The 25,001-nt window shown below is 68.6% G+C and carries 19 protein-coding genes; 11 read left to right on the top strand and 8 right to left on the bottom strand.

The window, feature by feature from the left end; all coding sequences use genetic code 11:
- Positions 1 to 71 precede the first annotated feature (71 nt).
- Genes rfbC through rfbA form a run of 4 tightly spaced genes read left to right on the top strand, consistent with a single transcriptional unit; the run spans position 72 to position 3,389 of the window.
- Positions 72 to 629 carry a dTDP-4-dehydrorhamnose 3,5-epimerase gene (rfbC, locus tag BUR28_RS18575; RefSeq protein ID WP_074221756.1) on the top strand — a complete coding sequence of 186 codons (558 nt, stop codon included), beginning with the start codon at positions 72 to 74 and terminating at the stop codon, positions 627 to 629.
- Positions 626 to 1,666 (top strand): dTDP-glucose 4,6-dehydratase, encoded by a 1,041-nt coding sequence (rfbB, locus tag BUR28_RS18570; protein ID WP_074221755.1) that lies wholly within the window; start codon positions 626 to 628, stop codon positions 1,664 to 1,666. Before rfbC ends, rfbB begins: the two co-directional genes overlap by 4 nt.
- Complete coding sequence (gene rfbD / locus BUR28_RS18565) at positions 1,663 to 2,511, top strand: dTDP-4-dehydrorhamnose reductase (protein ID WP_074221754.1); 849 nt, start codon at positions 1,663 to 1,665, stop codon at positions 2,509 to 2,511. The genes rfbB and rfbD overlap by 4 nt, the downstream gene beginning before the upstream one ends.
- Complete coding sequence (gene rfbA / locus BUR28_RS18560) at positions 2,508 to 3,389, top strand: glucose-1-phosphate thymidylyltransferase RfbA (RefSeq protein WP_074221753.1); 882 nt, start codon at positions 2,508 to 2,510, stop codon at positions 3,387 to 3,389. The genes rfbD and rfbA overlap by 4 nt, the downstream gene beginning before the upstream one ends.
- A gap of 9 nt (positions 3,390 to 3,398) precedes the next feature.
- Here rfbA and BUR28_RS18555 read toward each other — a convergent pair whose 3' ends face one another.
- The 5 genes from BUR28_RS18555 to BUR28_RS20860 all read right to left on the bottom strand — a co-directional run bounded on the left by BUR28_RS18555 (position 3,399) and on the right by BUR28_RS20860 (position 9,121).
- The gene (locus BUR28_RS18555) at positions 3,399 to 3,887 is read right to left on the bottom strand and encodes a rhomboid family intramembrane serine protease (protein WP_254813820.1); all 489 of its coding nucleotides are present in this window, start codon (positions 3,885 to 3,887) and stop codon (positions 3,399 to 3,401) included.
- Between the two features lie 140 nt (positions 3,888 to 4,027).
- On the bottom strand, positions 4,028 to 5,377 hold the full coding sequence (locus BUR28_RS18550; RefSeq protein WP_074221751.1) for a hypothetical protein: 1,350 nt from the start codon (positions 5,375 to 5,377) through the stop codon (positions 4,028 to 4,030).
- A gap of 3 nt (positions 5,378 to 5,380) precedes the next feature.
- Positions 5,381 to 5,995 (bottom strand): polysaccharide biosynthesis/export family protein, encoded by a 615-nt coding sequence (locus tag BUR28_RS18545; RefSeq protein ID WP_074221750.1) that lies wholly within the window; start codon positions 5,993 to 5,995, stop codon positions 5,381 to 5,383.
- A gap of 137 nt (positions 5,996 to 6,132) precedes the next feature.
- Positions 6,133 to 8,586 (bottom strand): tetratricopeptide repeat protein, encoded by a 2,454-nt coding sequence (locus tag BUR28_RS18540; RefSeq protein ID WP_254813819.1) that lies wholly within the window; start codon positions 8,584 to 8,586, stop codon positions 6,133 to 6,135.
- A 115-nt stretch (positions 8,587 to 8,701) separates the two neighbouring features.
- Positions 8,702 to 9,121 (bottom strand): sugar transferase, encoded by a 420-nt coding sequence (locus tag BUR28_RS20860; protein ID WP_371441623.1) that lies wholly within the window; start codon positions 9,119 to 9,121, stop codon positions 8,702 to 8,704.
- Positions 9,122 to 9,900: 779 nt separating this feature from the next.
- Here BUR28_RS20860 and BUR28_RS18530 point away from each other — a divergent pair.
- The 5 genes from BUR28_RS18530 (at position 9,901) to BUR28_RS18510 (ending at position 17,780) form a co-directional block, all read left to right on the top strand.
- Positions 9,901 to 10,782 carry an ExeA family protein gene (locus tag BUR28_RS18530; RefSeq protein WP_074221749.1) on the top strand — a complete coding sequence of 294 codons (882 nt, stop codon included), beginning with the start codon at positions 9,901 to 9,903 and terminating at the stop codon, positions 10,780 to 10,782.
- Positions 10,779 to 12,329: a GumC family protein gene (locus BUR28_RS18525; RefSeq protein WP_074221748.1), complete on the top strand. Its 1,551-nt coding sequence runs from the start codon at positions 10,779 to 10,781 to the stop codon at positions 12,327 to 12,329. The genes BUR28_RS18530 and BUR28_RS18525 overlap by 4 nt, the downstream gene beginning before the upstream one ends.
- Positions 12,330 to 12,355: 26 nt before the next feature.
- Positions 12,356 to 13,171: a CpsD/CapB family tyrosine-protein kinase gene (locus BUR28_RS18520; protein WP_074221747.1), complete on the top strand. Its 816-nt coding sequence runs from the start codon at positions 12,356 to 12,358 to the stop codon at positions 13,169 to 13,171.
- A gap of 605 nt (positions 13,172 to 13,776) precedes the next feature.
- The gene (locus tag BUR28_RS20760; RefSeq protein WP_074221746.1) at positions 13,777 to 17,439 is read left to right on the top strand and encodes an SdrD B-like domain-containing protein; all 3,663 of its coding nucleotides are present in this window, start codon (positions 13,777 to 13,779) and stop codon (positions 17,437 to 17,439) included.
- 155 nt (positions 17,440 to 17,594) lie between these two features.
- Positions 17,595 to 17,780, top strand: a complete 186-nt coding sequence (locus BUR28_RS18510) for a VPEID-CTERM sorting domain-containing protein (RefSeq protein ID WP_074221745.1) — start codon at positions 17,595 to 17,597, stop codon at positions 17,778 to 17,780.
- A 96-nt stretch (positions 17,781 to 17,876) separates the two neighbouring features.
- On the opposite strand, the gene BUR28_RS18505 is transcribed toward BUR28_RS18510, so the two are convergent.
- On the bottom strand, positions 17,877 to 20,090 hold the full coding sequence (locus BUR28_RS18505) for a formylglycine-generating enzyme family protein (RefSeq protein ID WP_074221744.1): 2,214 nt from the start codon (positions 20,088 to 20,090) through the stop codon (positions 17,877 to 17,879).
- Positions 20,091 to 20,291: 201 nt separating this feature from the next.
- Between BUR28_RS18505 and BUR28_RS18500 the strand changes: the two genes are divergently transcribed.
- On the top strand, positions 20,292 to 21,593 hold the full coding sequence (locus BUR28_RS18500; RefSeq protein WP_074221743.1) for a glycosyltransferase family 4 protein: 1,302 nt from the start codon (positions 20,292 to 20,294) through the stop codon (positions 21,591 to 21,593).
- 69 nt (positions 21,594 to 21,662) lie between these two features.
- Here BUR28_RS18500 and BUR28_RS18495 read toward each other — a convergent pair whose 3' ends face one another.
- Positions 21,663 to 22,286, bottom strand: coding sequence for a VPLPA-CTERM sorting domain-containing protein (locus tag BUR28_RS18495; protein ID WP_083626856.1), 624 nt, complete (start codon positions 22,284 to 22,286; stop codon positions 21,663 to 21,665).
- A 502-nt stretch (positions 22,287 to 22,788) separates the two neighbouring features.
- Between BUR28_RS18495 and BUR28_RS18490 the strand changes: the two genes are divergently transcribed.
- On the top strand, positions 22,789 to 23,727 hold the full coding sequence (locus tag BUR28_RS18490) for a glycosyltransferase family 2 protein (RefSeq protein ID WP_074221741.1): 939 nt from the start codon (positions 22,789 to 22,791) through the stop codon (positions 23,725 to 23,727).
- A gap of 23 nt (positions 23,728 to 23,750) precedes the next feature.
- On the opposite strand, the gene epsE is transcribed toward BUR28_RS18490, so the two are convergent.
- Positions 23,751 to 24,983, bottom strand: a complete 1,233-nt coding sequence (epsE, locus tag BUR28_RS18485; RefSeq protein WP_074221740.1) for an exopolysaccharide biosynthesis GT4 family glycosyltransferase EpsE — start codon at positions 24,981 to 24,983, stop codon at positions 23,751 to 23,753.
- Positions 24,984 to 25,001 lie beyond the last annotated feature (18 nt).

The raw sequence follows: 25,001 nt of genomic DNA, 5'->3' as shown, positions 1-25,001 counted from the left end.
CGGCAAGCCGGTTGCAATCCGGCCGGGGCTGGCCGATACCGGAACCGGGCTTTCACGACGGATGTCGGCCGATGGAGATAGAGCGAACCGCGCTGCCCGGCGTCCTGATCCTGACGCCCGTCCGCCACGGCGATGCACGCGGGTTCTTTTCGGAAAGCTGGAACCGGGCGCGGCTGGAAAGCCACGGGATCGACATCGATTTCGTGCAGGACAACCATTCGTTTTCGCATGCGAAAGGCACGCTGAGGGGGCTGCATTACCAGGCCCCGCCGCATGCCCAGGCCAAGCTGGTGCGCTGCGGGCGCGGCGCGCTCTATGATGTGGCGGTGGATGTGCGCAAGGGCGCGCCGACCTACGGGCAGTGGGTCGGGGTGGAGCTGAGCTTCGAGAACGGCCGGCAGCTTCTGGTGCCCGAGGGCTTCCTGCACGGATTCGTCACGCTCACCGAGGACACCGAGATCCTCTACAAATGCTCGGACTACTACGCGCCCGATTGCGACGGCGCGGTGCTGTGGTCGAGCTGCGGCATCGACTGGCCGCTGGAGGGTGCGCCGGTGCTGTCGGCCAGGGACGCCGCCGCGGGGCCGCTGTCCGGGTTCGACAGCCCGTTCGACTGGGAGGGGCCATGAAGCTGCTGGTGACCGGGGGGGCGGGCTTCATCGGCTCGGCCGTGGTGCGGCGCGCCATTGCCGACGGTCATTCGGTGGTGAATCTCGACGCGCTGACCTATGCCGCCTGCCTGGAAAACGTGGCCCCCGTCGCCGACCACCCCGCCTATGCCTTCGTCGAGGGCGACATCCGCGACCCCGACCTGCTGGCGCGGGTCTTCGCCGCGCATCAACCGGACGCGGTGATGCATCTGGCCGCCGAATCCCATGTCGACCGCTCGATCGATGGGCCCGGGGCGTTCATCGAGACGAACGTGATGGGCACCTACACGCTCTTGCAGGCGGCGCGCGGCGACTGGGAGGGCCGGGGGCGGCCTGAAACATTCCGCTTCCACCACATTTCCACCGACGAGGTGTTCGGCTCGCTGGGCGCGACCGGCACGTTCACCGAGACCACGCCCTACGCGCCCAACAGTCCCTATTCCGCCTCGAAAGCCGCCTCCGACCACCTGGTGCGGGCCTGGCACGAGACCTACGGGCTGCCGGTGGTGCTGACCAATTGTTCCAACAATTACGGCCCCTACCACTTCCCCGAGAAGCTGGTGCCGGTGGTGATCCTGAACGCGTTGGCCGGCCAGCCGATCCCGGTCTACGGCGCGGGCGAGAACGTGCGCGACTGGCTGTACGTGGAGGATCATGCCGAGGCGCTGCTGCTGGTGCTGGAAAAGGGCAGGGTGGGGCGGTCCTACAATATCGGGGGCGAGAACGAGGCCCGCAACATCGACCTTGTGCGGATGATCTGCGCGATCCTCGACGAGATGCGCCCCGAGGGGGCGCCGCATGACCGGCTGATCGACTTCGTCGCCGACCGGCCCGGCCACGACCTGCGCTATGCCATCGATCCCGCGCGCATCCGCGCGGAACTGGGCTGGCGGCCCTCGGTGACGCTGGAGGAGGGGCTTCGGCGCACCGTGCGGTGGTATCTCGACAACGAGGCCTGGTGGCGCCCGCTGCAATCGCGCGAGGGCGTGGGGCGGCGGCTGGGGGTCAAGGCATGACCCTTCTCGTCTTCGGCCGCACCGGGCAGGTGGCGCGCGAACTGGCGAGGGCCGCGCCCGGGGCGACCTTCCTGGGCCGGGACAGGGTCGATCTGGCCGCGCCCGAGACCTGCGCCGCGGCGATCGCCGAACAGGCGCCGACCGGCGTCATCAACGCCGCCGCCTATACCGCCGTGGACCGCGCCGAACAGGAAGAGGCGCTGGCCACCGCGGTCAACGGCGCGGCGCCCGGCGCGATGGCGCGGGCCTGCGCGGCGCGCGGCATCCCCTTCGTGCACATCTCCACCGATTACGTCTTCGACGGCGCGGGGCAAACGCCCCGGCGGCCGGACGACCCCGCCGCGCCGCTCGGCGCCTATGGCCGCAGCAAGCTGGCCGGCGAGCAGGCGGTGCGTGCGGCCGGCGGGGGGCACGCGATCCTGCGCACCTCCTGGGTGTTCTCCGCGCACGGGTCGAATTTCGTGAAGACCATGCTGCGGCTCGGGGCGGAACGCGACAGCCTGCGCATCGTCGCCGACCAGACCGGCGGGCCCACCCCGGCCGCGGCGATCGCGGCAACCTGCCTTCGGATTCTTGAAGGCATTGAAGAAAATAAAAATTTTTCAGGCACTTACCATTATTCCGGCGCGCCGGACACCAGCTGGGCGGATTTCGCACGCGAAATTTTCGCGCAGGCGGGGCTGGCGGTGGCGGTCGAGGATATCGCCACGGCGGACTACCCGACGCCCGCGCGCCGGCCGCTCGATTCCCGTCTCGACTGCACCGCGCTCGAGGCGCGGTTCGGCATCGCCCGCCCCGACTGGCGGGCGGCGCTGCGCGACGTCCTGAAGGAGCTGGCACCATGACCGCACGCAAGGGCATCATCCTGGCCGGGGGCTCGGGAACCCGGCTCTACCCGATCACCATGGGCGTCTCGAAGCAGCTGTTGCCGCTCTACGACAAGCCGATGATCTACTACCCGCTCAGCGTGCTGATGCTGGGCGGCATCCGCGAGATCGCGGTGATCACCACCCCCGAGGACCAGGCCCAGTTCCGGCGGTTGATGGGGGACGGCGCGAAATGGGGGCTGTCCTTCACCTGGATCGAGCAGCCCTCGCCCGACGGGCTGGCCCAGGCCTACCTGCTGGCCGAGGACTTCCTGGCCGGCGCTCCCTCGGCGATGGTGCTGGGCGACAACATCTTCTTCGGCCACGGCCTGCCCGAGATCCTGGCCCGCGCCGACGCGCAAGGGCAGGGGGGCACGGTCTTCGGCTACCAGGTGGCCGACCCCGAGCGTTATGGCGTCGTCAGTTTCGACGCGACCGGGACCCGCGCGCTGGAGATCGTGGAAAAGCCCGAACGCCCGGCCTCGGACTATGCGGTGACCGGGCTCTATTTCCTGGACGGCACGGCGCCGGCGCGGGCGAAGGACATCAGGCCCTCGGCGCGGGGCGAGCTGGAGATCACTTCGCTTCTGGAAAGCTATCTCTCCGAGGGCCGCCTGACGGTGGAGAAGATGGGCCGCGGTTATGCCTGGCTCGACACCGGCACCCATGCGAGCCTTCTGGATGCGGGCAATTTCGTGCGCACCCTGCAGGACCGGCAGGGGCTGCAGATCGGCGCGCCCGAAGAGATCGCCTTCCGCCAGGGCTGGATCGACCGCGCGGCGCTGCTCGAACATGCGCGGACCTTCGGCAAGAGCCGCTATGGCGGGTTCCTCGCCCGGCTCGCCGACACGCCCTGAGCCGCGCCGTCACCCCGGCGCGGCCGGCGGCTCCGGCCTCGGGTCGATCAGAAGCGCCAGCACCCATCCGGCGACGAAGCCGCCGAGATGGGTCTGCCAGGCGAGCTGGCCGTCCATCGCCCACCAGAGCACCACGTTCAGCGCCGCCAGCAGCAGCACCGCGCGGATGACCGGCCACAGCCCCTCGCGATAGGTGTAGCGGTCCACGTAGAGCCAGGCCAGGATCCCCCCGGCCAGCCCGAACAGCGCCCCGGAGGCCCCCACCATCGGCCGCAGGTCCGGGGCGAGCAGGGCGAAGCCCGCCGCGCCGCCGAGGATCGACCCGCCATAGAGCAACGCGAACCCCCCCGCACCGACCCGGTCCAGCACCGCGCGGCCGAGCGACCACAGCGTGACCATGTTCACCCCCAGATGCGCGAGCCCGCCATGGAGGAAGCCGTAGGTGAAGAACATCGCGTAGGGTTGGGCCGAGTAGTTCGGCTTCCAGTCGTCCAGCAAGCCGGGCCAGAACCCGCCGTAATCGTAGGCGACGGTGCGCAGGCGCGGCGGCAGGACGGCGCCGGCATCGGCCAGCGAAAGCGTCAGTTCGATCGCGCCGCAAACGAGGATGAGCCCGTAAAGAAGCAGACGACCCTGCCTCAGAACCGCCTCCAGAAACTCTTTTCCACGGACAGGAAGATCTCGTTGCTCCGCTCGGTCGCGTCGTTCTCCCGGTCGATCCGGTGGGTATAACCGGTCACCAGGCTCCAGTCCTCGGCCAGGCTGCGGCGGTAGGTGAGGTTGAGGTCGATCTGGCGGTCCGCATCCTCTGGCCCGCCCAGATAGTCGGTCGACCGCAGGAACATCCCGGCCTCCAGGCTGGACAGGGCGGTCAACTCCTGACTGTAGGACACGTTCAGGCGGCTGTTCAGCGCCTCGTCGCCGTCGTCGGTGGTGAATTCCTGGTCGAGCGACAGGTTCAGCCGGCTTCGCGGGCGTTCGTGGAGATAGGCGAGGCTGTAGAGCGGCCGCAGGTCGCCGTCATCGCCCTGGCTGAGGCCGACGCCCGCGCTGATCGCGCCGCGGGGCAGGTCCAGGCTGCGGTTGATCCGGGCGGTGGTGCGGCGGTTGCCGTCGTCGCTGAGATCGGAGACGAAGCTGCCGGTCCAGGCGCCGTTGGGACGGTCCTCGGTGAAGGACAGCTCCAGGCTCGCGCCGTCCTGCCGGTCCTCGACCCCGCCCACGGTTTCGGTGGTGCGTGTGTAGCCGACGAAGAGGCCGGCCGTCAGGGTCGGGGTCACCTCGGCATTCGCGCCCACCGACAGGTTCTCGTAAAGGACGTCGCGCCCGCCGTCATCCTCGTCCGTGTCGGAATAGGTGGCCCGGAGCAGGGCGGTGATCCGGGGATCGAGCACGAAGTCGAGGGTCCCCGTCACGTCGACCGTCTCGCCGTCCACCAGGCTGGGATCGTCGGTGTCGGAATACTCGGTCACCGCGTAGCCCAGGTCGAGGCTGCCGCCGACAGGGGCGGTGCGCCCGAAGACGAAGCCGATATCGACCGACGCGTTCTCCCGCGTCCCGCGGCCGAACCGCACGACCTCTTCGAGAGTGTCGTCCGGGTCCAGCGCGTCGACATCGGTCTGGCGGTAGCGCAGGTCGAGATCGAACGCGCTCGAGCGGTTCTCGCGCTCGTAGGTCAGGCGCAGGCGCGGATCGCTGAGGTCGAGATCGGAGTCGCCTTCGAGGCGCTTCTCCAGCCCGGCGGAGGCGTCGAAGCGCAGCGCCGAGACCGGGGTTGCGCTGTTGATCGAAAGCGCCAGGCCGGTGGTGGCCGTCCACCCCTCGTCCTCCTCGTCCCCGTCTTCCCACTGGATCCGTTCGGAGAGCGTGAAGGCGAGCGAGGGCCTGCCCGCGCCGGCCTCCTGCGCCGGGCCGGCGAGCGGCCAGGCACACAGAAGGCCCGCCGCGGCGAGCCCTCCTGCCCGTTTATATGCCCCGCGCCCGGTCATGGATCACTCGAACAGGCGGCGTTCCGGGACCAGGATGACATCGCCGTCCCGCAGCCGGATGTCGTTCTTCAGCGCCGCGCCCTGGCTGAGCGCCCTGTAGTTGATGCTGTAGACCCTCTGTACATTCGTGCCCGGATCGGTGCGGCGCAGCTGGATGCGCTTGGTCGCGGCGAAGGCGGTGGGCCCGCCGCTTTGCGCCAGCGCCTGGAGGAAGGTCGTGCCCGGGGGCACCTCGACCAGGCCGGGCGCGGCCACCTCGCCCAGGAAATAGATCTCGATGGTCGGCCCCGTGCTCTGCTCCGCCGCGAAGGCCTCGCTCGCTCCGGGCCGGGCCGTGACGAAGACATTGGGCGCGACGGCGAAGTTCGGCTGGATCGCCGCGGTGATGTTGTCCTCGATCTGGCCGACGGTGAGCCCCGCGGCCCGCAGCGACCCGGCGAAGGGGAAGCTGAACCGGCCGTCGGGCAGAACGACCACCGAGCGGTTGAGGGCGGTATCCTCGAGCACCTCGATGGTCAGGGTATCGCCGGGCCGGACCGTGTATTCCTGCTGCGCCGCGGCCACCGTGGCCACCAGGGCGAGAAGCAGCCCGGCCAGGATACGTTTCAAGTGCGTCATGATGTGTCGCCTTCCTGCCAGAAACCGCGTCATTCTTGGCGCGGCGGACGCCCGAAAGATAGAGCCCAGTGCACCATCGCGGCGATCTGGACCCGACCTGTAGTAGCCCTGTCACGGTCTGGCCGGGAGCGGCGCGGTCAGTTTTCGGCCGGATCCGGCGCGGCCTGCAACTCCTGCGCCAGGCGCCGGGCGGTCTCGATCTGGGGCCGCCGGTCGCCGGCCCCGGCGATCGCGATCGCGCCGCGGAACTGTTCCAGCGCGTCCTGCGGGCGGTCCAGCGCGAGATAGACCTGGCCGAGGTGATACCTGACCAGCGGGTCGTTCGGCAGCCCCTGCACCGCGGCCTCGAGGTAGGGCAGGGCCTCCGCGCTGTCGCCGCGGCGGTGGGCGATCCAGCCATAGGTGTCCTGCATCGCCGGCACCTCGGTGTCGCGCAGGCGCCGGGCGATGGTCCAGGCCCGGTCGAGGCTTTGCGCGTCGTCGCGATAGGTGGCCAGCAGGCTCGCGAGGTTGTTGGCCACGATGGCCGAGCCGGAGTCGCGCGCATAGAGCCCCTCGTAGATCTCCAGCGCCCCGTCGATATCGCCGTCCTGTTCCATGAAGGACGCCATCGCCCAGAGCAGGCGCGGGTTCTCCGGCGCATGGGTCAACGCCTCGGACAAGGCCGCCTTGGCCGCCTCGCGCTCGCCCTGTCTCTGGGCGAGCGTGACCAGCTCCAGCCAGATCCCGGGCCGGGCCGGGTCGGCCTCGAGCAGGTCCCGGTAGATCGTCTCGGCACCGGCCAGGTCGCCGTTCAGCGCCCGCGCCGTGGCCAGCACGACATCGACCAGGTCGTTGTCGGGGGTCTCCGCCTTCAGCGCCTGCGCCTGTGCCAGCGCGCCCTCGGTGTCGCCGGTGCTCATCCGGGCCCGGATCAGCGAGATCTTCGAGGCGAGGCTCGCCTCGGCGCCGGAGGCCAGGTTCTCGAGAAAGGCCATGGCCTCGTCGGAGCCGTTCTGGCGGTTGAGCCGTTCCGCCTCGAGCGCGTTCGCCACCTGGGCCCCGGCCTCGCCGCCGACCCGGCGCAGGGTATCGGCGACGTGCTGCGCGCGGCCGTAATCGTCCATCCGGAGGTAGAGACGGCCCAGCAGTTCCAGAAGCTCCGGGTTCTCCGGGGCCAGCCGCAACGCCGCAAGGAGGATGTCCTCGGCGGGGCGGTGGCGTTCCTCCGCGATCAGGACGCGGGCGTAGCGCACGGTTTCCTCGGGCGCGTTCCCCGAGGCCTCGACGGCGAGCGCCAGGTATTCGTTGGCCAGTTGCCGCCGCCCCGAACGGGCATAGGCCTCGGCCATCAGCGTCATCGTCCGGGGGTCGTCCGAGGCGGCGTCGAGCGCGGTGCGCAGCGCGGCGAGCGCCGCGTCGGTGTCGTCGGCCTCGATCAGCCAGGCCGCCTGCATCTTGAGCGCCTCGGGCTGGGCCGGGTCCTCGGCCAGCACCTCCTCGATCTGCGTGCGCGCGCCGACCTCGTTGCCGGTCGCCAGCAGCATCCGCGCGAGCGAGACCTTGATCGAGCGGGTCTGGCCCGAGGGCTCGGCCTCCGCAAGCACCGATTCCATCGTCGCGATCGCCGCGTCGCGCCGCCCGGCGGCGAAGTCGAGCCCTGCCCCCAGAACCTGGAAGGGCACCGGGTCGGGGCGTTCGGCGATCGCCGTCTCGATCTCGGCGCGCGCCGCCTCGGCGCCGCGGGTCTCGGCGAGGAACCGGATCAGGTCGACGGTCGGGCCGGGCTCGTCCGGGGCCGAAGCGGCGGCGAGTTCGCGCAGGAACGCCTCGGCCGCGTCGATATCCTGTTGCGACAGCAAGAAACGGACCAGCGTCGCCTTGTGGGTGTCGTCCTCCGGAAAGCGTTCGACCATGGTGCGCAGCTGCGCCTCGACGGCCTCCATGTCGCCCAGCCGGGCGAGCACCTGCAGCCGCTGCCGGTAGTGGCGCAGGTTGGTGGGCTCGCGCTCGATCATCCAGTCGAGCCCCGCCAGCGCCTTCTGGAAATCCTGGTCGCGCAGGGCGTCGTCGATCGCGATGGTGTGGAGCAGCGGGTTGTCGGGCAGGTCCGCCATCAGCGTATCGGCCTGCCGCGCCACCTCCCGGCGCGCCGCCGCGTCCTCCTCCATCGCGGCCTCGCGATAGGCGCGGGCGATGGCGATCGCCTCGACGCGCGGCGCCTCCGGGGCAAGTTCCCCGGCGCGTCGGCCGTGGCGCTCGAACTCCTCCCAGTTCCCCCCCGAAAAGGCGATCTCGGCCAGCGCGATCCGGGCCTCCAGGTCGTCGGGATACTGTTCGGCGAGGCGCAGGTACTGGGCATAGGCGCCCTGCGGGTTGTTCTTTTCCGCGCGCAGGATCCGGGCCATGGCAAGCCGCGCCTCGCGATGCCGGCCATCGTTCTGGAACACGTTGCGCAACTCGACGATGGCCCGGTCGACATCGCCCTGCTCGATCAGGGCCAGCGCCGCCTGGTAGTGGCCTTCCGCCTTCTCCTCCTTGGACTGGCAGGCCGACAGGGTCATGACGAAGCCCAGCAGGGCGGCGGGCAGAAGGCCTCTGAGGACACGCACAGGATGCACTCCTTTCGTCGGACCGCCGACGGAACGGCCAGGCGGCAGGCCATGAAAGGCCTGTCTTTAACCTCTTACGGGACGGCCCGAGACGCGCGCAACCGGTAATCCGGTTTCAGTAGCCGGTTCCGCGCAGCACGACGAACACGGTGCGGAAAAGCACGCCGAGATCGATCCAGAAGGACAGGATCCGGTCGTATTGTTCGTCATAGGGCGCGCGGCCGACGAAGTCGCAGGCGTTGCGGTCCGAGATTTGCCACAGGCCGGTGATCCCGGGGCGCAGGTTGTAATAGGCGCGGCCCGGGTAGAAGGCCTGCTGCTCGATCAGCATCGGACGCGGACCGACGAGCGACATCGTCCCGTTCAGCACGTTGATCAGCTGCGGCAACTCGTCGAGCGAGGTCTTGCGCAGGAAGCGGCCGACCCGGGTGATGCGCGGGTCGTGCTTGAGCTTCTGCGTGGCGTTCCATTCCAGCCGCGCGGCCGGGTTGCGCGCGAGGTAATCCTCGAGGATGCGCTCGGCGTCCGGCACCATGGTGCGCAGCTTCCACAGGCGGAAGGCGTGGGCCGTTCCGGCCCACGCGCATCTGGGTGTAGAACGGCCGGTGGCCGTCGGTCGCCACGAGAAGCGCGAGAAGCAAGATGAGCGGCACGGTGATCGGCGCCGTGACCAGCACGAGCGCGAGGTCGAGCGTGCGCTTGAGTATGGCGCGGTAGACGCCGCTCCGGCCCCGGCGGGGAGGAACGACCGGGCCGACAGCCGGCTCGGCTTGCACGTTCCCGTTCAAGTCCGTCAAATACAATGTCATAAGCAGCTGCCGGCGGATGCCGACCCTTCAAGAATATGTCACCCTGACCACGGCGACGCGGGGCCGCCGCGTTATCCCCCAGACCGGATGATGACCGGCCCACACGACAATGTGGTAACATTGTGGCCGAATTTAATCAAAGGTCTGAATGGACCGCCCTTGATTTTCCGGTCAAATTCGCCCCGAGGGCCGCGAATTCGGGCAATCGGCCCGGCGGCACTCTACCGGAGCGGGCGGCAGCGCGGCGACACTGCCCCGACATGGCGGCAATTGTGACGCACCGGGAAACGAAATTGCGGCACTGCGGGCATTTTTCGCACCGCAGCGGCGAATCACCCGCCCTTGGGGTAGACTGCAGGGGGGACCCGGCCGGCCGCCGCGGCGGCCCCGGGAATGCCTTGAAAAAGACACGGCTTCAGACTACGGCCTGACATACAAGTCCTTTGTTTTGTCTGTTGTGGTCCGCGCTGTCGCAGCCGGGGCCGAACGAGTATAAGAGCAGGTCATGAGCGCCGCCCTTTACAACGATCATTTCGGCTTTCGCGAGCGGCCCTTCTCGCTGTCGCCCGACCCCGACTTCCTGTTCTGGTCGCAGGCACATACCCGGGCCTTCGCGGTGCTCGAATACGGGCTGGTGACCTGCGCCCCGCTGACGGTCGTGACCGGCGAGGTGGGCACCGGCAAGACCACCCTGATCCAGGCGCTGCTCGCCGGGGTCGAGGACGAGGTGACGGTGGGCCTGATCTCGAACGCGCAGGGCGGCCGCGGCGACCTCTTGCGCTGGGTGCTGAACGCGCTCGATGTCGAGGTGCCGGCCGGGGCCGACTACGTGGCCCTGTTCCAGCGGTTCCAGCTCTTCGTGCTCGACGAATACGCCGCCGGGCGCCATGTCGCGCTGATCGTGGACGAGGCGCAGAACCTGGGCGCCGAGACGCTGGAAGAGCTTCGGATGCTCACCAACATCAACTCGGGCAAGGATGAACTCTTGCAGATCATCCTGGTCGGCCAGCCGGAACTGCGCGACCTCGTGCGCCGTCCCGAATTGCGGCAGTTCGCGCAACGGGTGACGGCGGTCTACCACCTCGAGCCGATGGATCTCGCCACCACGCGGGACTACATCGCCCACCGGTTGCGGCATGCGGGCGGCTCGGGCAAGGAAATCACCGCCGAGGCGACCCGCGCGATCTTCGGGGAGTCGGGCGGCATCCCGCGGATGGTCAACAAGCTCTGCGACCTGGCGCTGGTCTACGCGGCGAGCGCGGGCCACGACAAGGTGGGCATCGCCGCGATCCGCGAACTGGTGCGCGACGGGCTGATCCTCAAGCCGATGAGCGAAGCGCTCTTTCTTACTGATCCGCTCGACAGCTTCGGGAAGGCCGCCGAATGAATTTCGACCTGCAACTCTACTGGGCGCTGTTCCTGCGCCGCCTGCCGGTGATGGCGCTGTTCGTGATCGTCGCCACCGCCGGCGGGGTGGTGGCGGCCCTGAAACTGCCCGAGACCTTCTCGACCTCGGCCCGCCTGCTGGTCGAGGCGCCGCAGATCCCCGACAGCATGGTCGCCTCGACGGTGCAGACCGGCGCGGTCGAACAGCTCGACATCATCGAGCAGAAGCTGCTGACCCGGGCGAACCTGATCGACATCGCCAACCGCTTCGACGTGTTCCCCGAGATCCGCCGGATGGAGCCGGACCGCGTCGTGGCCAGGATGCGGGCGGCCACGTCGATCCGGCGCACCGCCGGGCGCGAGCAGGCGACGCTGATGACGATCGGGTTCACCTCCCATTCCCCGCGGATCGCGGCCAATGTCGTCAATGAATACGTCACCCTGGTGCTTGAGGAGAATGCCGAGTTCCGGACCTCGCGCGCCGAGAACACGCTGAGCTTCTTCGAGCAGGAGGTCGACCGGCTGGGCCAGGAGCTCGACCGCCAGAGCGCCGCGATCGCGACCTTCAAGTCCGAGAACGCCGAGGCGCTGCCCGAGGACCAGGGTTACCGGCTCGGGCGCCAGACGCTGCTGCAGGAACGCCTCGCCCGGCTGGAGCGCGACCTCAAGGCCGGCCAGGCGCAGCGCGGGGAGATCATCCGCATCTTCGAGACCACCGGGCGGGTCAGCGCCGGCCAGAGCCGCCGCCGCACCCCCGAGGAGGAACGGCTGATCGTGGCCCGGGCCGAGCTGGAGAACGCCAAGGCCATCTATACCGAGGAAAGCCCCCGGGTGATCCGCCTGCAGGCGATCATCGACCGGCTGGAAGCGGTGGTCGCGGCCCAGACCGAGGCGGGCACCTCCACCGGCGGGACCGGCGAGTCCTCGCCCGAGCAGGCGCTCCTCGACGCCACCCTCGCGCAGATCGACAACCAGCTCGCGACGCTCCAGACCGATATCGACGACACGCACGAAGAGCTTGACGAGCTGCAGCAGACGATCTCGAAAAGCGCGGTGAACGGCATCCAGCTCGCGGCGCTGGAACGCGACTACGAGATCATCCAGACCCGCTACAACGGCGCGGTCGCCAATCTCAACGAGGCGCGGATGAGCGAGCGGGTCGAAAGCACCGCCCAGGGCCAGCGCATCAACGTCCTCGAAAGCGCCAGCGTGCCCCAGGTCCCGACCGGGCCCGACCGTCCGAAGGTGGCGGCGATGGGGATGGCCGCGGGCCTCGCCCTGGCCGCGGCCTATTTCGCCGTCCTCGAACTTCTCAACCGCACGATCCGCTCCCCCGCCGAGCTGACCGCCCGGTTCGACATCACGCCGCTCGCGACGATCCCCTACATGAAGAGCCGGAACGGCAGGCTGCTGCGCCGGCGCCGCTTCCTCGGGGCGAGCTTCACCCTCATGATCGCGCTGGTGCCGGGGCTGTGGATGGCCGGCGCACCGGAGGCCCGCCCGGCCGACCCGCCCCCCGGGACGGTCGCCGCGCGGGCCATGCACTGATCCCTGCGCCGGAACGGAAACCCGCCATGGAAAAGCTACAGGCCGCCCTCGACAAGGCCCGCAAGACACGGACCGGCCAGCCCTCCGCGCCCCCGGCGCGGCGTCCCCCCAAGCCGCGGCTCGCCGCCGATGCGGCCTCCGCGCTCGACGAGATGTGGGAGGCGCTCGCGCCCTTCGATCTCGACGACCGGCAACTCGTCGACCATCTCGTGGTCGCGCGCGAGGTCAGCGAGGCCGCCACCCCGTTCGACATCCTGCGCACCAAGGCGGTGCTGCAGATGCGGCACCACGGCTGGAAGCGGCTGGCCATCACCTCGCCCATGCCGGGCTCGGGCAAGACGACGGTGGCCTGCAACCTCGCCCTCGGCCTGGGGCGCCAGCGCGACCTGCGCTCGATGCTGTTCGATCTCGATTTGCGCGACCCCTCCGTGCACGAGTTCCTGCAGATCGCACCGCGTCACAGCATCGGGGACGTGCTCACCGGCAAGGTCAGCTTCGCCGAGCAGGCGCTGCGCTTCGGCGACAACGTCGCCTTCTCGGCGGCGAACCGCTCCGAGACCGACCCCACCCGGCTCCTGCTCGCCGAGGAAACCGCCGACATGCTCGACGAGATCGAGGCCGCCTACAAGCCCGACCTCATGATCTTCGATCTGCCCTCGGTCCTGGTCAACGACGACACCCGCGCCTTCCTCAAGAATGTCGATTGCGCGCTGATCGTGATCCGCGCCGAGACCACGCGCCACAGCCAGTTCGACACCTGCGAGCGCGAGATCGCCGAGCATACCAACGTGCTCGGGGTCCTGCTCAATGCCTACCGGTATTCGGATCACGGCAAGCCCTGAGGCGGCCCCGGCGCCGGGCGCGCCCCCCTGCGGCAAGTGTCGCCGCAGACGCAGACGGAATCACGGGCACCACCGCCGCGGCAGCCGCGGGAACACCCGTCTCGCCTCGGTTGCGCTCCCGTTGTCCCGGCCGCCGCGGTGCGCCATCCGGGATATCCCGCCCCGACCGGAACAAGCTATTGTCATCCCATAGAGAACGCGGGGCGCGGCCAGGCGGCGGCATCCGGAAAATGCGGCGGATTTCGACAATTAGCTTGTCAAAAACTTGGCATTTCGGGATATTATCATGCCGTGAGTGATGACGGGGGTGGTTGGCTCGGCATTGTGGCCGGGGGAAGATGGGTTTTTCACAGAAAGCCTTCGGGAGTTTTTTGCGCAAGGCCGGCCGGGGGGAATTTCATATGGCCGGGGCCGGACCGGAACGTCACTCGTGCGAACGGGGCGATCCGGGTGACGGCGTTCCTTTCCAGTCTTCTTCGCGACCGTGCCGGACGACCTGCAGTCACGACCACGACACGCATGTGCTGGTTGGTCCGCTATGACGGCGGTCCATCGCGATGACAGAGCCGGAAATCGGCCTGTGCAGGTTGAAAGGGACAGACGGGATGACCTATTATTACGGTGGGTACAGTTACGACAAGACTTACGAATTCACCGCGTTCAGCGAGCACCAGCTGCTGTCGCAGGGCGGGCTCGGCTCCGATGTGGGCTGCGGTGACAGCTTCACGATGCCGGCCCATGCCGATACCTGCATCGAGGTCACCGACAACGACCGGTATCTTTCGGGCGACTGGTGCGACCATGCCACCGACCGTTACGGCCAGACCGCCACGATCACCAAGGGCGGCGCCGCGGCGGGCAGCGGCGGCCAGATCTACGCCGAGAGCTATTACTGGGTGACGGACCAGCACGGCAACTGGTACCTGATGATCGAGATCGAGCAGGAAGGCACCTCGGGCGACTACTTCACCTTCCATTCCGGCTACGGCATGCCCCCGGCGGGCGCCGAGCTGACCATCCGCAGCGAATGCGACGTCAGCGGCAACTGGGTGGACTACGCCTGCCTCGACGCCGGTCCGAAGGAAGATCCGAACACCGCGCCCGGCTTCGACAACGTCCCCGACAGCGGCGAGATCTGCATCGACGAGAACACCGCCGCCGTGATCGATCTCGACGCGAGCGATTCCGACGGCGACAGTCTGACCTATTCGATCGCCGGCGGCGCCGATGGCGGGCTGTTCGAGATCGACGCCCATAGCGGCGAGCTGCGCTTCAAGGCCGCCCCGGATTACGAGGCCCCGGCCGACCACGGCGCCGACAACGTCTACGAGGTCAAGGTCAAGGTCTCCGACGGCAGGGGCGGCGAGGAGGTCAAGCTCTTGAAGGTCTGCGTCGACGATGTCGACGAAGGCGGCCCGGGTGGCACCTGCACGGTGATCGAAGCCGAGGACATGCGTCTGTGGGGCTACGAGGTCGAGCATCGCGGCGACGCCTCCGACGGGGCGGGGATCGCGCTGTGCACGTCCAAGGGCTACGCCTCGACCAGCTTCACGGGCGAGAGCGGGACCTATGATCTCAACCTGCGTCTCATCGACGAGAGCGACGGCAAGGGCGCGATCCAGGTCTACGTGAACGGCTGCAAGATCGAGACGATCTGGCTGAACAGGGACGATGGCGGCAACGGGCTCGACGGCAGTTCGACCTGGACCACCGTCAGCCTCGAGGACGTCTCCCTCGCGCATGGGGACAGGATCACGCTCAAGGGCTACGGCGACTGCGCCGAATACGCCCGCATCGACAAGATCGAGATCTGCGAACCGGCCTGCGCGCCCTGCGTCACGATCGAGGCCGAGGACATGTACGCCTACAACTACAAGACGGTGTGCGGCGTGCAGGCCTCGGGCAACGAGCTGGTCCGGCTGAAGAGCGGCTGGTGCGGCATCGAGGACGGCAAGCTCAAGACCGTCTTCAAGGGCTGCGACGGCACCTACGACCTGAAGATCTTCGCCCAGGACGAGGATGACGGCCAGTCGACCGTCGTGGTCAAGGTGAACGGCGTCGAGGTCGGCACGATCCTGCTGAACGAGGACGACGACGGCTCGGGCAACGACAATGGCGGCTTCTCCGAGTTCACGCTGGAAAATGTCGAGATCAACGCCGGCGACGAGATCGCGCTCTATGCCCACAGCGACGGCGGCGAATATGTCCGGATCGACAAGATCGAGCTGTGCCGCGACGAAGAGCCCAAGCTCGGCGCGATCGGCGACACCGTCTGGTTCGACGCCGATGGCGACGGCCTCCAGGACGCGGGCGAGGCCGGCGTGGCGAACGTCACCGTCAGCCTGCTCGACGGTTCCGGCACGGTGGTCGCCACCCAGACCACCGACGGCAACGGCAATTACCTGTTCGAGGATCTCGCGGCCGGCGACTACCAGGTGGTGTTCGAGCTGCCCGCGGGCGGCTTCGCCTTCACCGCGCCTGACAACGAGACCGGGCCGGACGGGGATGCCGGCGATTCCGACGCCGACGCCTCCGGTGCGACCGGCGTGTTCTCCCTGGCCGAGGGCGAGGTGAACCTCACCGTCGATGCCGGGATCGTGGACCTGCCCGGCTCTCTCTCGGGGCGCTACTTCATCGACGCGGACGGCAACGGGCTGGACGATGACGGCGTGAACGGCGTTGAGGGCGTCACCGTCGAGCTGCTGGACGCCGCCGGGGGGCCGACCGGCATCACCACCACCACCGGCGCGACCGGTGGCTACAGCTTCACCGGCCTCGCCCCGGGGACCTACGGCGTCAAGTTCACCGACACCGTCACCGGCCTTGCGCTGACCGCGCCGAACGTGGGCGAGGACGACACGATCGACTCCGATGCCACCGACCTGGGCGCGGGCATGAGCCAGATCACCGGCATCGTGGTGACCGCGGGCGCCGACACGCCCGACAACGACGCCGGCGTGACCGATCCGGAAACCGCGAGCCTCGGCGACACGGTGTGGATCGACGCCAACCGCAACGGCCTGCAGGATGCCGGCGAGGCAGGGCTTGCGGGGGTCGCCGTGACGCTGCTGAACGGCGACGGCACGGCGACGGGCCGCACCGCGGTCACCGACGGGGCGGGCAAGTACCTGTTCGCCGGGCTCGCGGCCGGAACCTACCTCGTGGACTTCGCCGCGGCCGACGGGTTCGACTTCACCGCGCAGGACTCGGGCGACGACGCGCTGGACAGCGATGTCGACGCGACCGGCCTCACCGGGCCGATCGTGCTCGGGATCGGCGAGGAGAACCTCACCGTCGATGCCGGCGTGATCAGCGAGAACCCGATCGCCGACGACGATGCGGGCAAGGTCTGCGCGACCGAGGCGACCGTGATCGACGTGCTCGACGGCGACAGTTCGCCCACCCCGGGGGCAACGCTCTCGGTGGCCCATGTCGCGGGGGTCGAGGTCGCCGCGGGCGACAGCGTGACGCTGGCCTCGGGCGCCACGGTGACGCTGAACGCCGACGGCACGCTGAGCTATGACAGCGCCGGCGCCACCTATGGCGGCATCGCGGCGGCGGACCTGCTGATCCGCACGACAGCATCCGACAGCTTCACCTACTCGATCGGCGACGGGCTGGACGGCACCGCCACGGCCACGGTCGACGTGACGATCTGCGGGGCGAAGAACACCCTCGAGACGATCTCGGCCAGCCTGCCGGGCGCGATCGACTTCCGCATCGACACGCTGGCGGAAACCCCGCTGATCGAGGGCTACACCGTGACCCTCTCGGGCTCGGGCGATGCCCGCCTCGACGGCAACACCTTCGCCGAGGCCTACTGCCTGGCCAGCGACGATGCGATCGTGCGCGACGTGGATGTCGCGGCGAATGTCTATGTCGCGACCGAGGCGCTGGCAGCCGGATCGAGCCTCGATACCGACGCGCTCGAGGATCTGGACCTGATCACCTGGATCCTGAACCAGGATTTCGGCGCGCAGGACAATGGCGACGGCACCGGCGAAACCTATACCGAGACCGAGATCCAGGCCGCGATCTGGCACTTCACCGACCAGACCACCTTCATCCCCGCGGGCACCGGCACCCAGGCCAACGCCCAGGAAATCATCGCCCTGGCAGAGGCCAACGGCGAGGGCTTCACCGCGGGCGAGGGCGATATCGTCGGCCTCGTGCTCGATCCGGTCATCCCGTCGGATACCGGGCATGTGCAGCCCTTCATCATCGGCATCGGGTTCGACCTTCTTGCCGAGGATTGCTTCTGCCTGTGATCGGCGGGCGGACACCGCTTCCGGGGCGGGCTTCGGCCCGTCCCGGTCGCGCCGGGCGGTTCCCCGCGAACCGGCCGGCACCCCATGGGGGCCTTGCGTTCGGACAGACCGGGCGGGGGGACACCCGCAACTTTGCAACCAAGGAGACACAGTTCATGCGTACTCTCGTCATCGCCGGCGGCACCTGGCTGGCCATGGCCGGCGCGAGCCTCGCGCAGGCCTGCGACCCGTCCAAGCCCTGCTCGGTGCCGGAAATCAGCGCGCTGGAAGGCACCGCGGCGGTTGCCGCCGTGGCCGCCATCGTCCTGCTGGCCTGGGAACGCCGCCGCCGCGCCGCCTGAGGCCGGTAGGGTCCGGAACATGTATCCCGTCCCGGCTTGCCGGGGCGGGTATTATTTTGTGTGGACTATGTGCACATGCACCAGAGGGGTATCGCTTCAGGGCCGGTCGGTGCACCCCGTTGCAGACTTGCGTCTTCGCGACACTAGCCGCGTCCCGACAAACCAAAAAATGCCCAGAACAAGAACGGTCGCTACAACGCCGAACGCGATCAGAAGCGCGCGGATGGCCAGCACTTGGTAGGGCATGGTGACCGCAACCTTGCGGAACAGGATGGCCAGCCGCCCTTCCAAACCGGCATAGACGTAGCGGGGCAGAGCAATCCATCCGTCCGGCTGCGCCTCGGGAAAGGTGAGGCTCCTCGCGGGCGGGGCATCGGGCGACATGGCCAGCCTGACCCCGTAGAACGGGTAGATCTGATAGGGAGCGCCGGGATCGACGTTCCGCCGATTGAGACCGAGGTCGATATAGTTGAAGCTACCGCCCAAGATGCCCCGGGTCCATTCGTCGCCTCGCCAGCCCCTGCCATTGCCGCGGTTCTTCCAGTCCTCGGCCCATTCCCACACATTTCCACCCTGCTGCAACGTGCCCGAGGGCGAGGGCGAGCCGGCATAGGAATCCACGCGAGCCACGTAGTAGGGGGGACCCTCGCCCAAGGTTTGGCCGATCTGGTAATTGGCGCCGATCTCCTTGTCGAGGTTGTCGGGCGGCTGATCCGACCGGGTCGGATAGGTCCAGAACCGCGTCACGCTCCCACCCGAGCGGTCGGCAAATGCTGCAAGATACCATTCGTCCACGGTAGGAAGGAAGGCTAGAGCACCTGGATTCCGAGATTCAGGTTGCTGCTCCGGACGTCCGGCCTGTCCGCATTGCTTAGGGAAGTTGCGCGTGTCGTAGGCGCCGGTTTTATCGGTTCCCTCGATCTGGCCATCATCGGCCGGATCGGGCGTCAGCCGGTAATGCGCCCAGTTGGCAAACCGGGCTGCCGCATACCAGGAGACATAGGTAACTGGGCGGTCCTCCCAGCCGGGCTTGACGCGAAAGGCGGGCTTGCTTCCTTCGGGGCGCCGCTCCAAGCCAGAAACCAGCCCGCCTTCCATGGCGGGTGCGAACAGGCAGAACCGCTCCGCTACCTTGGGGCCCATTTCGTTCAGGAAGGTTATCCATTGCGTATTGGTTAGTTCGGTACGCGAAATTAGAAAATCGTCGAAGACCAGACCACGGCCCGTCACGGGATCGTAGGTCGTCCGGTTCGCCGGGACGGGCAGGTAATCGGCCCCCAAGAAGGCGGCACGGTTCACCGGAGCCTCCCTGTCGGCGGAGGGTGGCACGACCGGCTTGTCCGGCACGCTCCACGGGCGGCGTGCGGTCGCCACGCGGAACCCGAAGGTGGAAAGTTCCTTCATCGGGTTCTCTCCGTCGATATAATCGGATTCCAGTGCCGTGCTGTCCATGAAGAGCGACCCACCGAGGGCGGTTCCTTGCGAACGGCGGGCATGTTCGATCCATTCCGCCACGTTGCCCGCTTGGTCAAAGGTGCCCCAAGGGCTCTTCGAATTGGCGTGAAATCCCGCTGGCGTCAGATGCGGGAACGGGGCCGTCCACCGTCCGGCGGAGAAGAATGTGGCACTCTTCCGATCCGGCCCGGGGATGTTGGAGGGGGCCGCACCAGTCGCGAACCTGTTCCAGACATGTCGGGAGCCATCGTAGAATGCCGCTTTGCGCCATTCGTCTAGCGAGGGCAGCCAGAACCGTGCCCCGTCATTGCGGCTGATCCCCTCAAAGGCCGAAAAGGTCGTGTCATATGCACCCTCCGATAGCGTGCCCTCCGTAACACCGAGCGTGCCGGCGCGGCCCTCCGGACGACCGTAATGCAGCCAGTTGACAAAACGCACTGCGTCGAACCAAGACACGAAGGTAACCGGTAAATTGGAATAGCCTGGCTTCGGACGGAAGGGCGCTTCGGGATTTTCCCCGCGCGCAATGCCGCCCCAGAAATGGCTCTGCATCAGCGGGTTGAAGAGTCCTATCTGGTTGCTAGGGTCCTCGACCGCATTGAGAAAGGCGGCGTAATCGGAGTTGGTGATTTCGAACCGGCCGATCATGTAGGGGTAGGAGACGGACCCGGTGCCGGTAGCTGGATCCACGGGGTTGTTGGGCGAGCCAACCGTGACGAAATCCAGCCCTTCCATCTGCAGGGACGCGTTCTCCGCCCAAGCGACCCCCCCACCGACAAGCACAAGAACCATAATCGTACGCGAAAAGTTTTGAATCAAGGCACGGAGCAGGTAGAAGCCCAAAAGAAACCGCATCCGAATATGACCTCCCGAGAATGCGTGCCCGAACATACCAAAAATCTGCAGATTTGATATTGAGTGGTTTGTACACGCGCAAGAGTTCCGTGGCCATCTCCGTCGGGAAGGTGGATCGCCTTACCGTTTGAGTCCTTCGTGGAATAGAGAAGAGCAGTGGCGCCTGGGCCGGCCGCCCCGAACCAGATGTAGGAACCGCCGATGCGTCCATCGTCGACCCCTTCCGTTCTAGTGATCGCCGAGGCCGCCAATCCCGACTGGGTCAGCGTGCCGCTGATCGGCTGGTCGCTGTCGCAGGCCCTTGGCGCGGTCGCCGACACCCACCTGGTCACCCAGGTCCGCAACCGCGACGCGATCCTGGCCCGCGGGCTGGAGGAGGGCAGGGCGTTCACCGCGATCGAGTCCGAGGCGGTGGCGCGCCCGCTCTGGCGGGTGGCCAGCCTCCTGCGCATGGGACAGGGCCGCGGCTGGACCATGACCACCGCGATCAACGCGCTGTCCTATCCCTGGTTCGAACACCTGGTCTGGCGCCGCTTCGGCGACGACATCCGCGCCGGCCGCTACGACATCGTCCACCGGATCACCCCGCTGACGCCCACCACGGTCTCGCCGATCGCCCGGAAATGCGCCCGCGCCGGCGTGCCCTTCGTCCTGGGGCCGCTCAACGGGGGCGTGCCCTGGCCCGCGGGATTCGACGCCGAACGCCGGCGCGAACGGGAATGGCTGTCCTATGTGCGCGGCGCCTACAAGGCGTTGCCCGGGCGCGGCGCGATGCTGGACGCCGCCGCCGCGATCGTGGTGGGCTCGCGCCATACCGCCGGCGAGATCCCCGCGCGCTGCGCCGGCAAGCGGGTCTACATCCCCGAGAACGCCATCGATCCCGCGCGCTTTAACCGGGTTGCCGCGCAGGACGTGTCGGGGCCGTTGCGGGCGGCCTTCGTCGGCCGGCTGGTGCCCTACAAGGGGGCCGACATGGCGCTCGAGGCCGCCGCTCCGCTGCTGCGGGCGGGCCGGATGCGCTACGACATCGTGGGCGACGGGCCGATGCGCACCGAACTGGAGGCGCTGGTGGCGCGGCTGGGGGTCGGGGCGGCGGTGACCTTCCACGGGCATCTGCCGCACGCGGCGGTGCAGGACGTGCTCGCCGCGGCCAACATCCTGCTTTTCCCCTCGATCCGGGAATTCGGCGGCGGCGTCGTGCTCGAGGCGATGTCGCTGGGGGTGGTGCCGGTGATCGTCGATTACGCGGGACCGGGCGAGCTGGTGACGCCCGACACCGGGCGCGCCGTGCCGATCGGGACCCGGGCGGAGATCGTGGCGCGGCTGGCGGCGGACCTGGCCGCGCTGGCTGACGATCCTTCGGCGCTGCCCGTCCTGGCCGGGGCCGCGCGGGACCGGGCGCTGACGCTGTTCACTTGGGAAGCCAAGGCGCGGCAGATCGCGCAGGTCTATGACTGGGTGCTCGGCCGCGGCGCCAGGCCCGCCCCGTTCGGCCTGCCCTGAAAGGCCGCCGGCAAAAAAGGAAAACCCGCCTCGCGGCGGGTTCCCCGGGTGTTACGAACGATCCTGGGATCAGGACGACTTGCGGCGCAGGGCACCCAAGCCACCCAGACCGGCCAGCAGCATCAGGCCGGCGGCCGGCAGCGGGATCGGCGCTAGGCCGACCGCGGCGACATCGAATCCATCGAAGCTGAGATTGGTGGCCGGATCACCATCATTCTCGATTGCGAAATAGTCCGCGGTCACATCGACCAGCTTGATCGAGTCAAAGTCGCCCGAGATAAGCGCCGTGCCGGTTCCGGTTGGCGAGTTGAATATCGTAGCCACGTAGGTTGCGACACCGCCTAGAACCGAGTACAAATCAACCGCTTCGTCATGGTCGACGGTCCGATCGAAGGTTACCTCGTAAACGGTCGTTTCGCCGCCGGGGAACGGGGACCCCGAGAAGCCCAGCGTGATATCGCCGCCGAACCCGAGCGCGTAGAAGTCGCCATCGGGTGCACCAAGCGCCGCAAGCGGATCATCACGGTTCACCGCACAGTTGTCGCCATCGAGCGGCCCAATACCAGCTTGAGCCACACAGGTGCCCTTGTTCACGTCGAGTACCGCGTCCGCGTACAGGACGGGCGCCGCAGATGCGACACCGGCAGAGGCGGCGAAAACCGCACCTGCGACAAGATATTTAAGAGACGTCATTACTCTCTCCCACCCTTCCAGTCGGGGGCCCCCCCCCGATGTGAATATGAAGTTCAAATTGGGGGCGGACCCCCTTTTGCACTATCGCACACTCCAATTTATATTAGATTTTGGCTCTTCAAACAACCTTATCGTAACCTTTGCCGCGGCCTGGGGCCGCGTTGCACGCAGGCAGCGCCGGTTTGAGCGATTCTTGGGCATTGCGCAGATGCAGGCCGCGGCACCATACCCGCGGCGGTCCCGTCGAAACGCACGCACCGCAAGGGGTTAAGGACCGGCCGGGGGGCGATCCGCAGCCCCGCGCGGCGGAACCGGTCGCCCCGACTGTTGCCCGGAACGAAACGATGCACATACAGGCGCCGGACCGTTTCGCGTTTCGGGTCGCCCGTGCCCCGGACCGCGGGCACCGCGGCGATGCTTTTCTTTCCGCGGCCGGCCGATTTCGGCCATGAATCCGGTGTAGGCGAATCGCCTCCGCACAGCAGCGACCGGAAGATACCCCATGGCCGAGCCCTCCGCCCCCCCGCCGCCCGAGCGGGCCTGTCTCCTGATCTCCCCCTGCCGGAACGAGGCGGCCCATATGCGGCGCACGCTGGACAGCGTGGTGGCCCAGACGCTGCGCCCGGCGCTCTGGGTGATCGTCGACGACGGCTCCACCGACGGGACGCCGGCGATCCTGGCCGAGTACGCCGCCCGGCACGACTGGATCCGGGTGGTGCCGAAACCCGACCGCGGCCATCGCGCGGTGGGCCCCGGCGTGATCGAGGCGTTCTATGCCGGCCATGACAGCGTGGAGGCCGCCGCCTTTCCCTATCTCTGCAAGCTCGATCTCGACCTGGACCTGCCGCCGCGCTATTTCGAGACGCTGGTCGAGCGGATGGAGGCCGACCCCCGCATCGGCACCTGCTCGGGCAAGCCCTATATCCGGCGCGGCCGCGCGCTGGTCTCGGAGCGGCGCGGCGACGAGATGTCGGTGGGGATGACCAAGTTCTACCGGCGCGCCTGTTTCGAGGCGATCGGCGGCTTCGTCCGCGAGGTGATGTGGGACGCGATCGACTGCCACAAGGCGCGGCAACTGGGCTGGCGCGCGGTCAGCTGGGATCACCCGGATCTCAATTTCGAGCATCTGCGCCCGATGGGGTCGAGCCAGACCTCGATCTGGACCGGGAAGCGCCGCCACGGCTACGGACAGTATTACATGGGGTCCGACCCGCTGTTCTTCGCGGCGACCTGCGTCTTTCGCATGACCGAACCGCCCTACATCCTCGGCGGGCTGGCGATGCTGCAGGGCTACCTGGGGGCCTGGCTGCGCGGCGCCCCCCGCCAGCAGGATGCCGAACTGATCCGCTTCATCCGCGCCTGGCAGCGCCGGGCCCTGATCCGCGGCAAGGCCCGGGCCACCGCCGCGGTCGAGCGCGACCGCGCGGCGCCGGCCGCCTGAGCGGCCCGGCCCGCGCCCCCGGGCTAGCGGGGCGGGGGGGCGCCATGGGCGGCGATGGCGTCGACCAGGGTCTGCGCGCTGCGGGCCGCGGCGAACCGGTCGACGACGGTCCGGCGGCCCGCCCGCCCCATCGCCCGCGCCCGGTCGGGATCGGCGAGCAGCCCGGAGATCGCGGCCACCAAGGCGTCGACGTCCTCGGGGGGCACCAGCACCCCGTTGCGCCCGTGGTCGATCAGCTCGGGCACCCCGCCCGCATTCGTGCCGACCACCGGCAATTCGCAGGCCATCGCCTCCATGTAGGCGACGCCAAGCGCCTCTCTGCGGCTCGCGAGGACGAAGAGATGCGCCGCGAGGAGCCGGTCGCGCAGGGCGCCCTGGCCGATCGCGCCGAGCAGGGTCACGCGATCCCCCAGCCCCTCCTCGGCGATCTGCGTCTCGAGCGTCTTGCGGTAGCCGGTCCCGCCCGCGTCGTCCTCCCCGGCGATCTCGAGCCGCGCATCCACCCCCTGCTGCGCCAGGCGCCCGACGGCGCGGATCAGGTGATCGTGCCCTTTCACGCGGTTGAGCCGGCCGCAGGAAAAGATGCGCACCGGCGCCTTCGGGTCCGCCGGGACATAGGGCGCGTCGCGGCGGAACCGGTCGGTATCGACCCCCATCGGCTGGACCAGGATCGGCGGCAGGCCGATCCCGGCGACCGTCCGCTCCACCTCGCGTTTCAGCGTTTCGGTGACCACGGTCGCGAAAGCGGCGTCGCGCCACTTGTAGCGCTGCCCCGGCCCGTAGTCGCACAGCGGCCCGTGCAGGGTGAGGCTGTAGGACGGGCCGCCCATCCGGCGGGCCAGCATCGCGATCAGCGCCGACCGGCCGCAGGAATGGACGTGGACATGGCCGAAGCCGCGCGCCCGGGCGAGGCGGTTGAGATGACGGGCGAAGGGGACGTGCAGCGCCGCGGACCTGAGGAACCAGGCCCGCTCCGCGGCGATGGCGCGCGCCCCGATCCCGTCGCGCAGCGCAAGTGCGGCGGCCGGCAGGCTTGCGGCCAGCGGCCCGGGGCCGAGCGGCGCCAGGTAGGTCGTCCGCGCGATGGCCTCCCCGGCCCAGTCATGCGAGACCAGCCGGGCCGCGGGGCGGCGCGTGCTGATCAGGGACAGGTCCACCCCCAACCGGTCCATCGCCTGCATCTCGCGCCAGAAGAAGGTATGGGTCTGGCCCGGAAATTCCGGCACGATCACCCCGATCCGCGCTGTCTCGCCCATCGCCGTCCTGCCTCGCCT

The sequence above is a fragment of the Rhodovulum sp. ES.010 genome, from assembly GCF_900142935.1.
GTDB lineage: Bacteria > Pseudomonadota > Alphaproteobacteria > Rhodobacterales > Rhodobacteraceae > Rhodovulum.
Note: the sequence above shows the minus strand (reverse complement) of the source record. Positions and strands in the feature narration are given on the sequence as shown.

What these genes read in the sequence shown, in the direction of transcription:
- rfbC (WP_074221756.1), top strand. Translation starts at nt 72, where the DNA reads ATGGAGATAGAGCGAACCGCGCTGCCCGGCGTCCTGATCCTGACGCCC.
- rfbB (WP_074221755.1), top strand. Translation starts at nt 626, where the DNA reads ATGAAGCTGCTGGTGACCGGGGGGGCGGGCTTCATCGGCTCGGCCGTG.
- rfbD (WP_074221754.1), top strand. Translation starts at nt 1,663, where the DNA reads ATGACCCTTCTCGTCTTCGGCCGCACCGGGCAGGTGGCGCGCGAACTG.
- rfbA (WP_074221753.1), top strand. Translation starts at nt 2,508, where the DNA reads ATGACCGCACGCAAGGGCATCATCCTGGCCGGGGGCTCGGGAACCCGG.
- BUR28_RS18550 (WP_074221751.1), bottom strand. Translation starts at nt 5,377, where the DNA reads ATGACCGGGCGCGGGGCATATAAACGGGCAGGAGGGCTCGCCGCGGCG.
- BUR28_RS18545 (WP_074221750.1), bottom strand. Translation starts at nt 5,995, where the DNA reads ATGACGCACTTGAAACGTATCCTGGCCGGGCTGCTTCTCGCCCTGGTG.
- BUR28_RS20860 (WP_371441623.1), bottom strand. Translation starts at nt 9,121, where the DNA reads ATGGTGCCGGACGCCGAGCGCATCCTCGAGGATTACCTCGCGCGCAAC.
- BUR28_RS18530 (WP_074221749.1), top strand. Translation starts at nt 9,901, where the DNA reads ATGAGCGCCGCCCTTTACAACGATCATTTCGGCTTTCGCGAGCGGCCC.
- BUR28_RS18525 (WP_074221748.1), top strand. Translation starts at nt 10,779, where the DNA reads ATGAATTTCGACCTGCAACTCTACTGGGCGCTGTTCCTGCGCCGCCTG.
- BUR28_RS18520 (WP_074221747.1), top strand. Translation starts at nt 12,356, where the DNA reads ATGGAAAAGCTACAGGCCGCCCTCGACAAGGCCCGCAAGACACGGACC.
- BUR28_RS20760 (WP_074221746.1), top strand. Translation starts at nt 13,777, where the DNA reads ATGACCTATTATTACGGTGGGTACAGTTACGACAAGACTTACGAATTC.
- BUR28_RS18510 (WP_074221745.1), top strand. Translation starts at nt 17,595, where the DNA reads ATGCGTACTCTCGTCATCGCCGGCGGCACCTGGCTGGCCATGGCCGGC.
- BUR28_RS18505 (WP_074221744.1), bottom strand. Translation starts at nt 20,090, where the DNA reads ATGCGGTTTCTTTTGGGCTTCTACCTGCTCCGTGCCTTGATTCAAAAC.
- BUR28_RS18500 (WP_074221743.1), top strand. Translation starts at nt 20,292, where the DNA reads ATGCGTCCATCGTCGACCCCTTCCGTTCTAGTGATCGCCGAGGCCGCC.
- BUR28_RS18495 (WP_083626856.1), bottom strand. Translation starts at nt 22,286, where the DNA reads ATGACGTCTCTTAAATATCTTGTCGCAGGTGCGGTTTTCGCCGCCTCT.
- BUR28_RS18490 (WP_074221741.1), top strand. Translation starts at nt 22,789, where the DNA reads ATGGCCGAGCCCTCCGCCCCCCCGCCGCCCGAGCGGGCCTGTCTCCTG.
- epsE (WP_074221740.1), bottom strand. Translation starts at nt 24,983, where the DNA reads ATGGGCGAGACAGCGCGGATCGGGGTGATCGTGCCGGAATTTCCGGGC.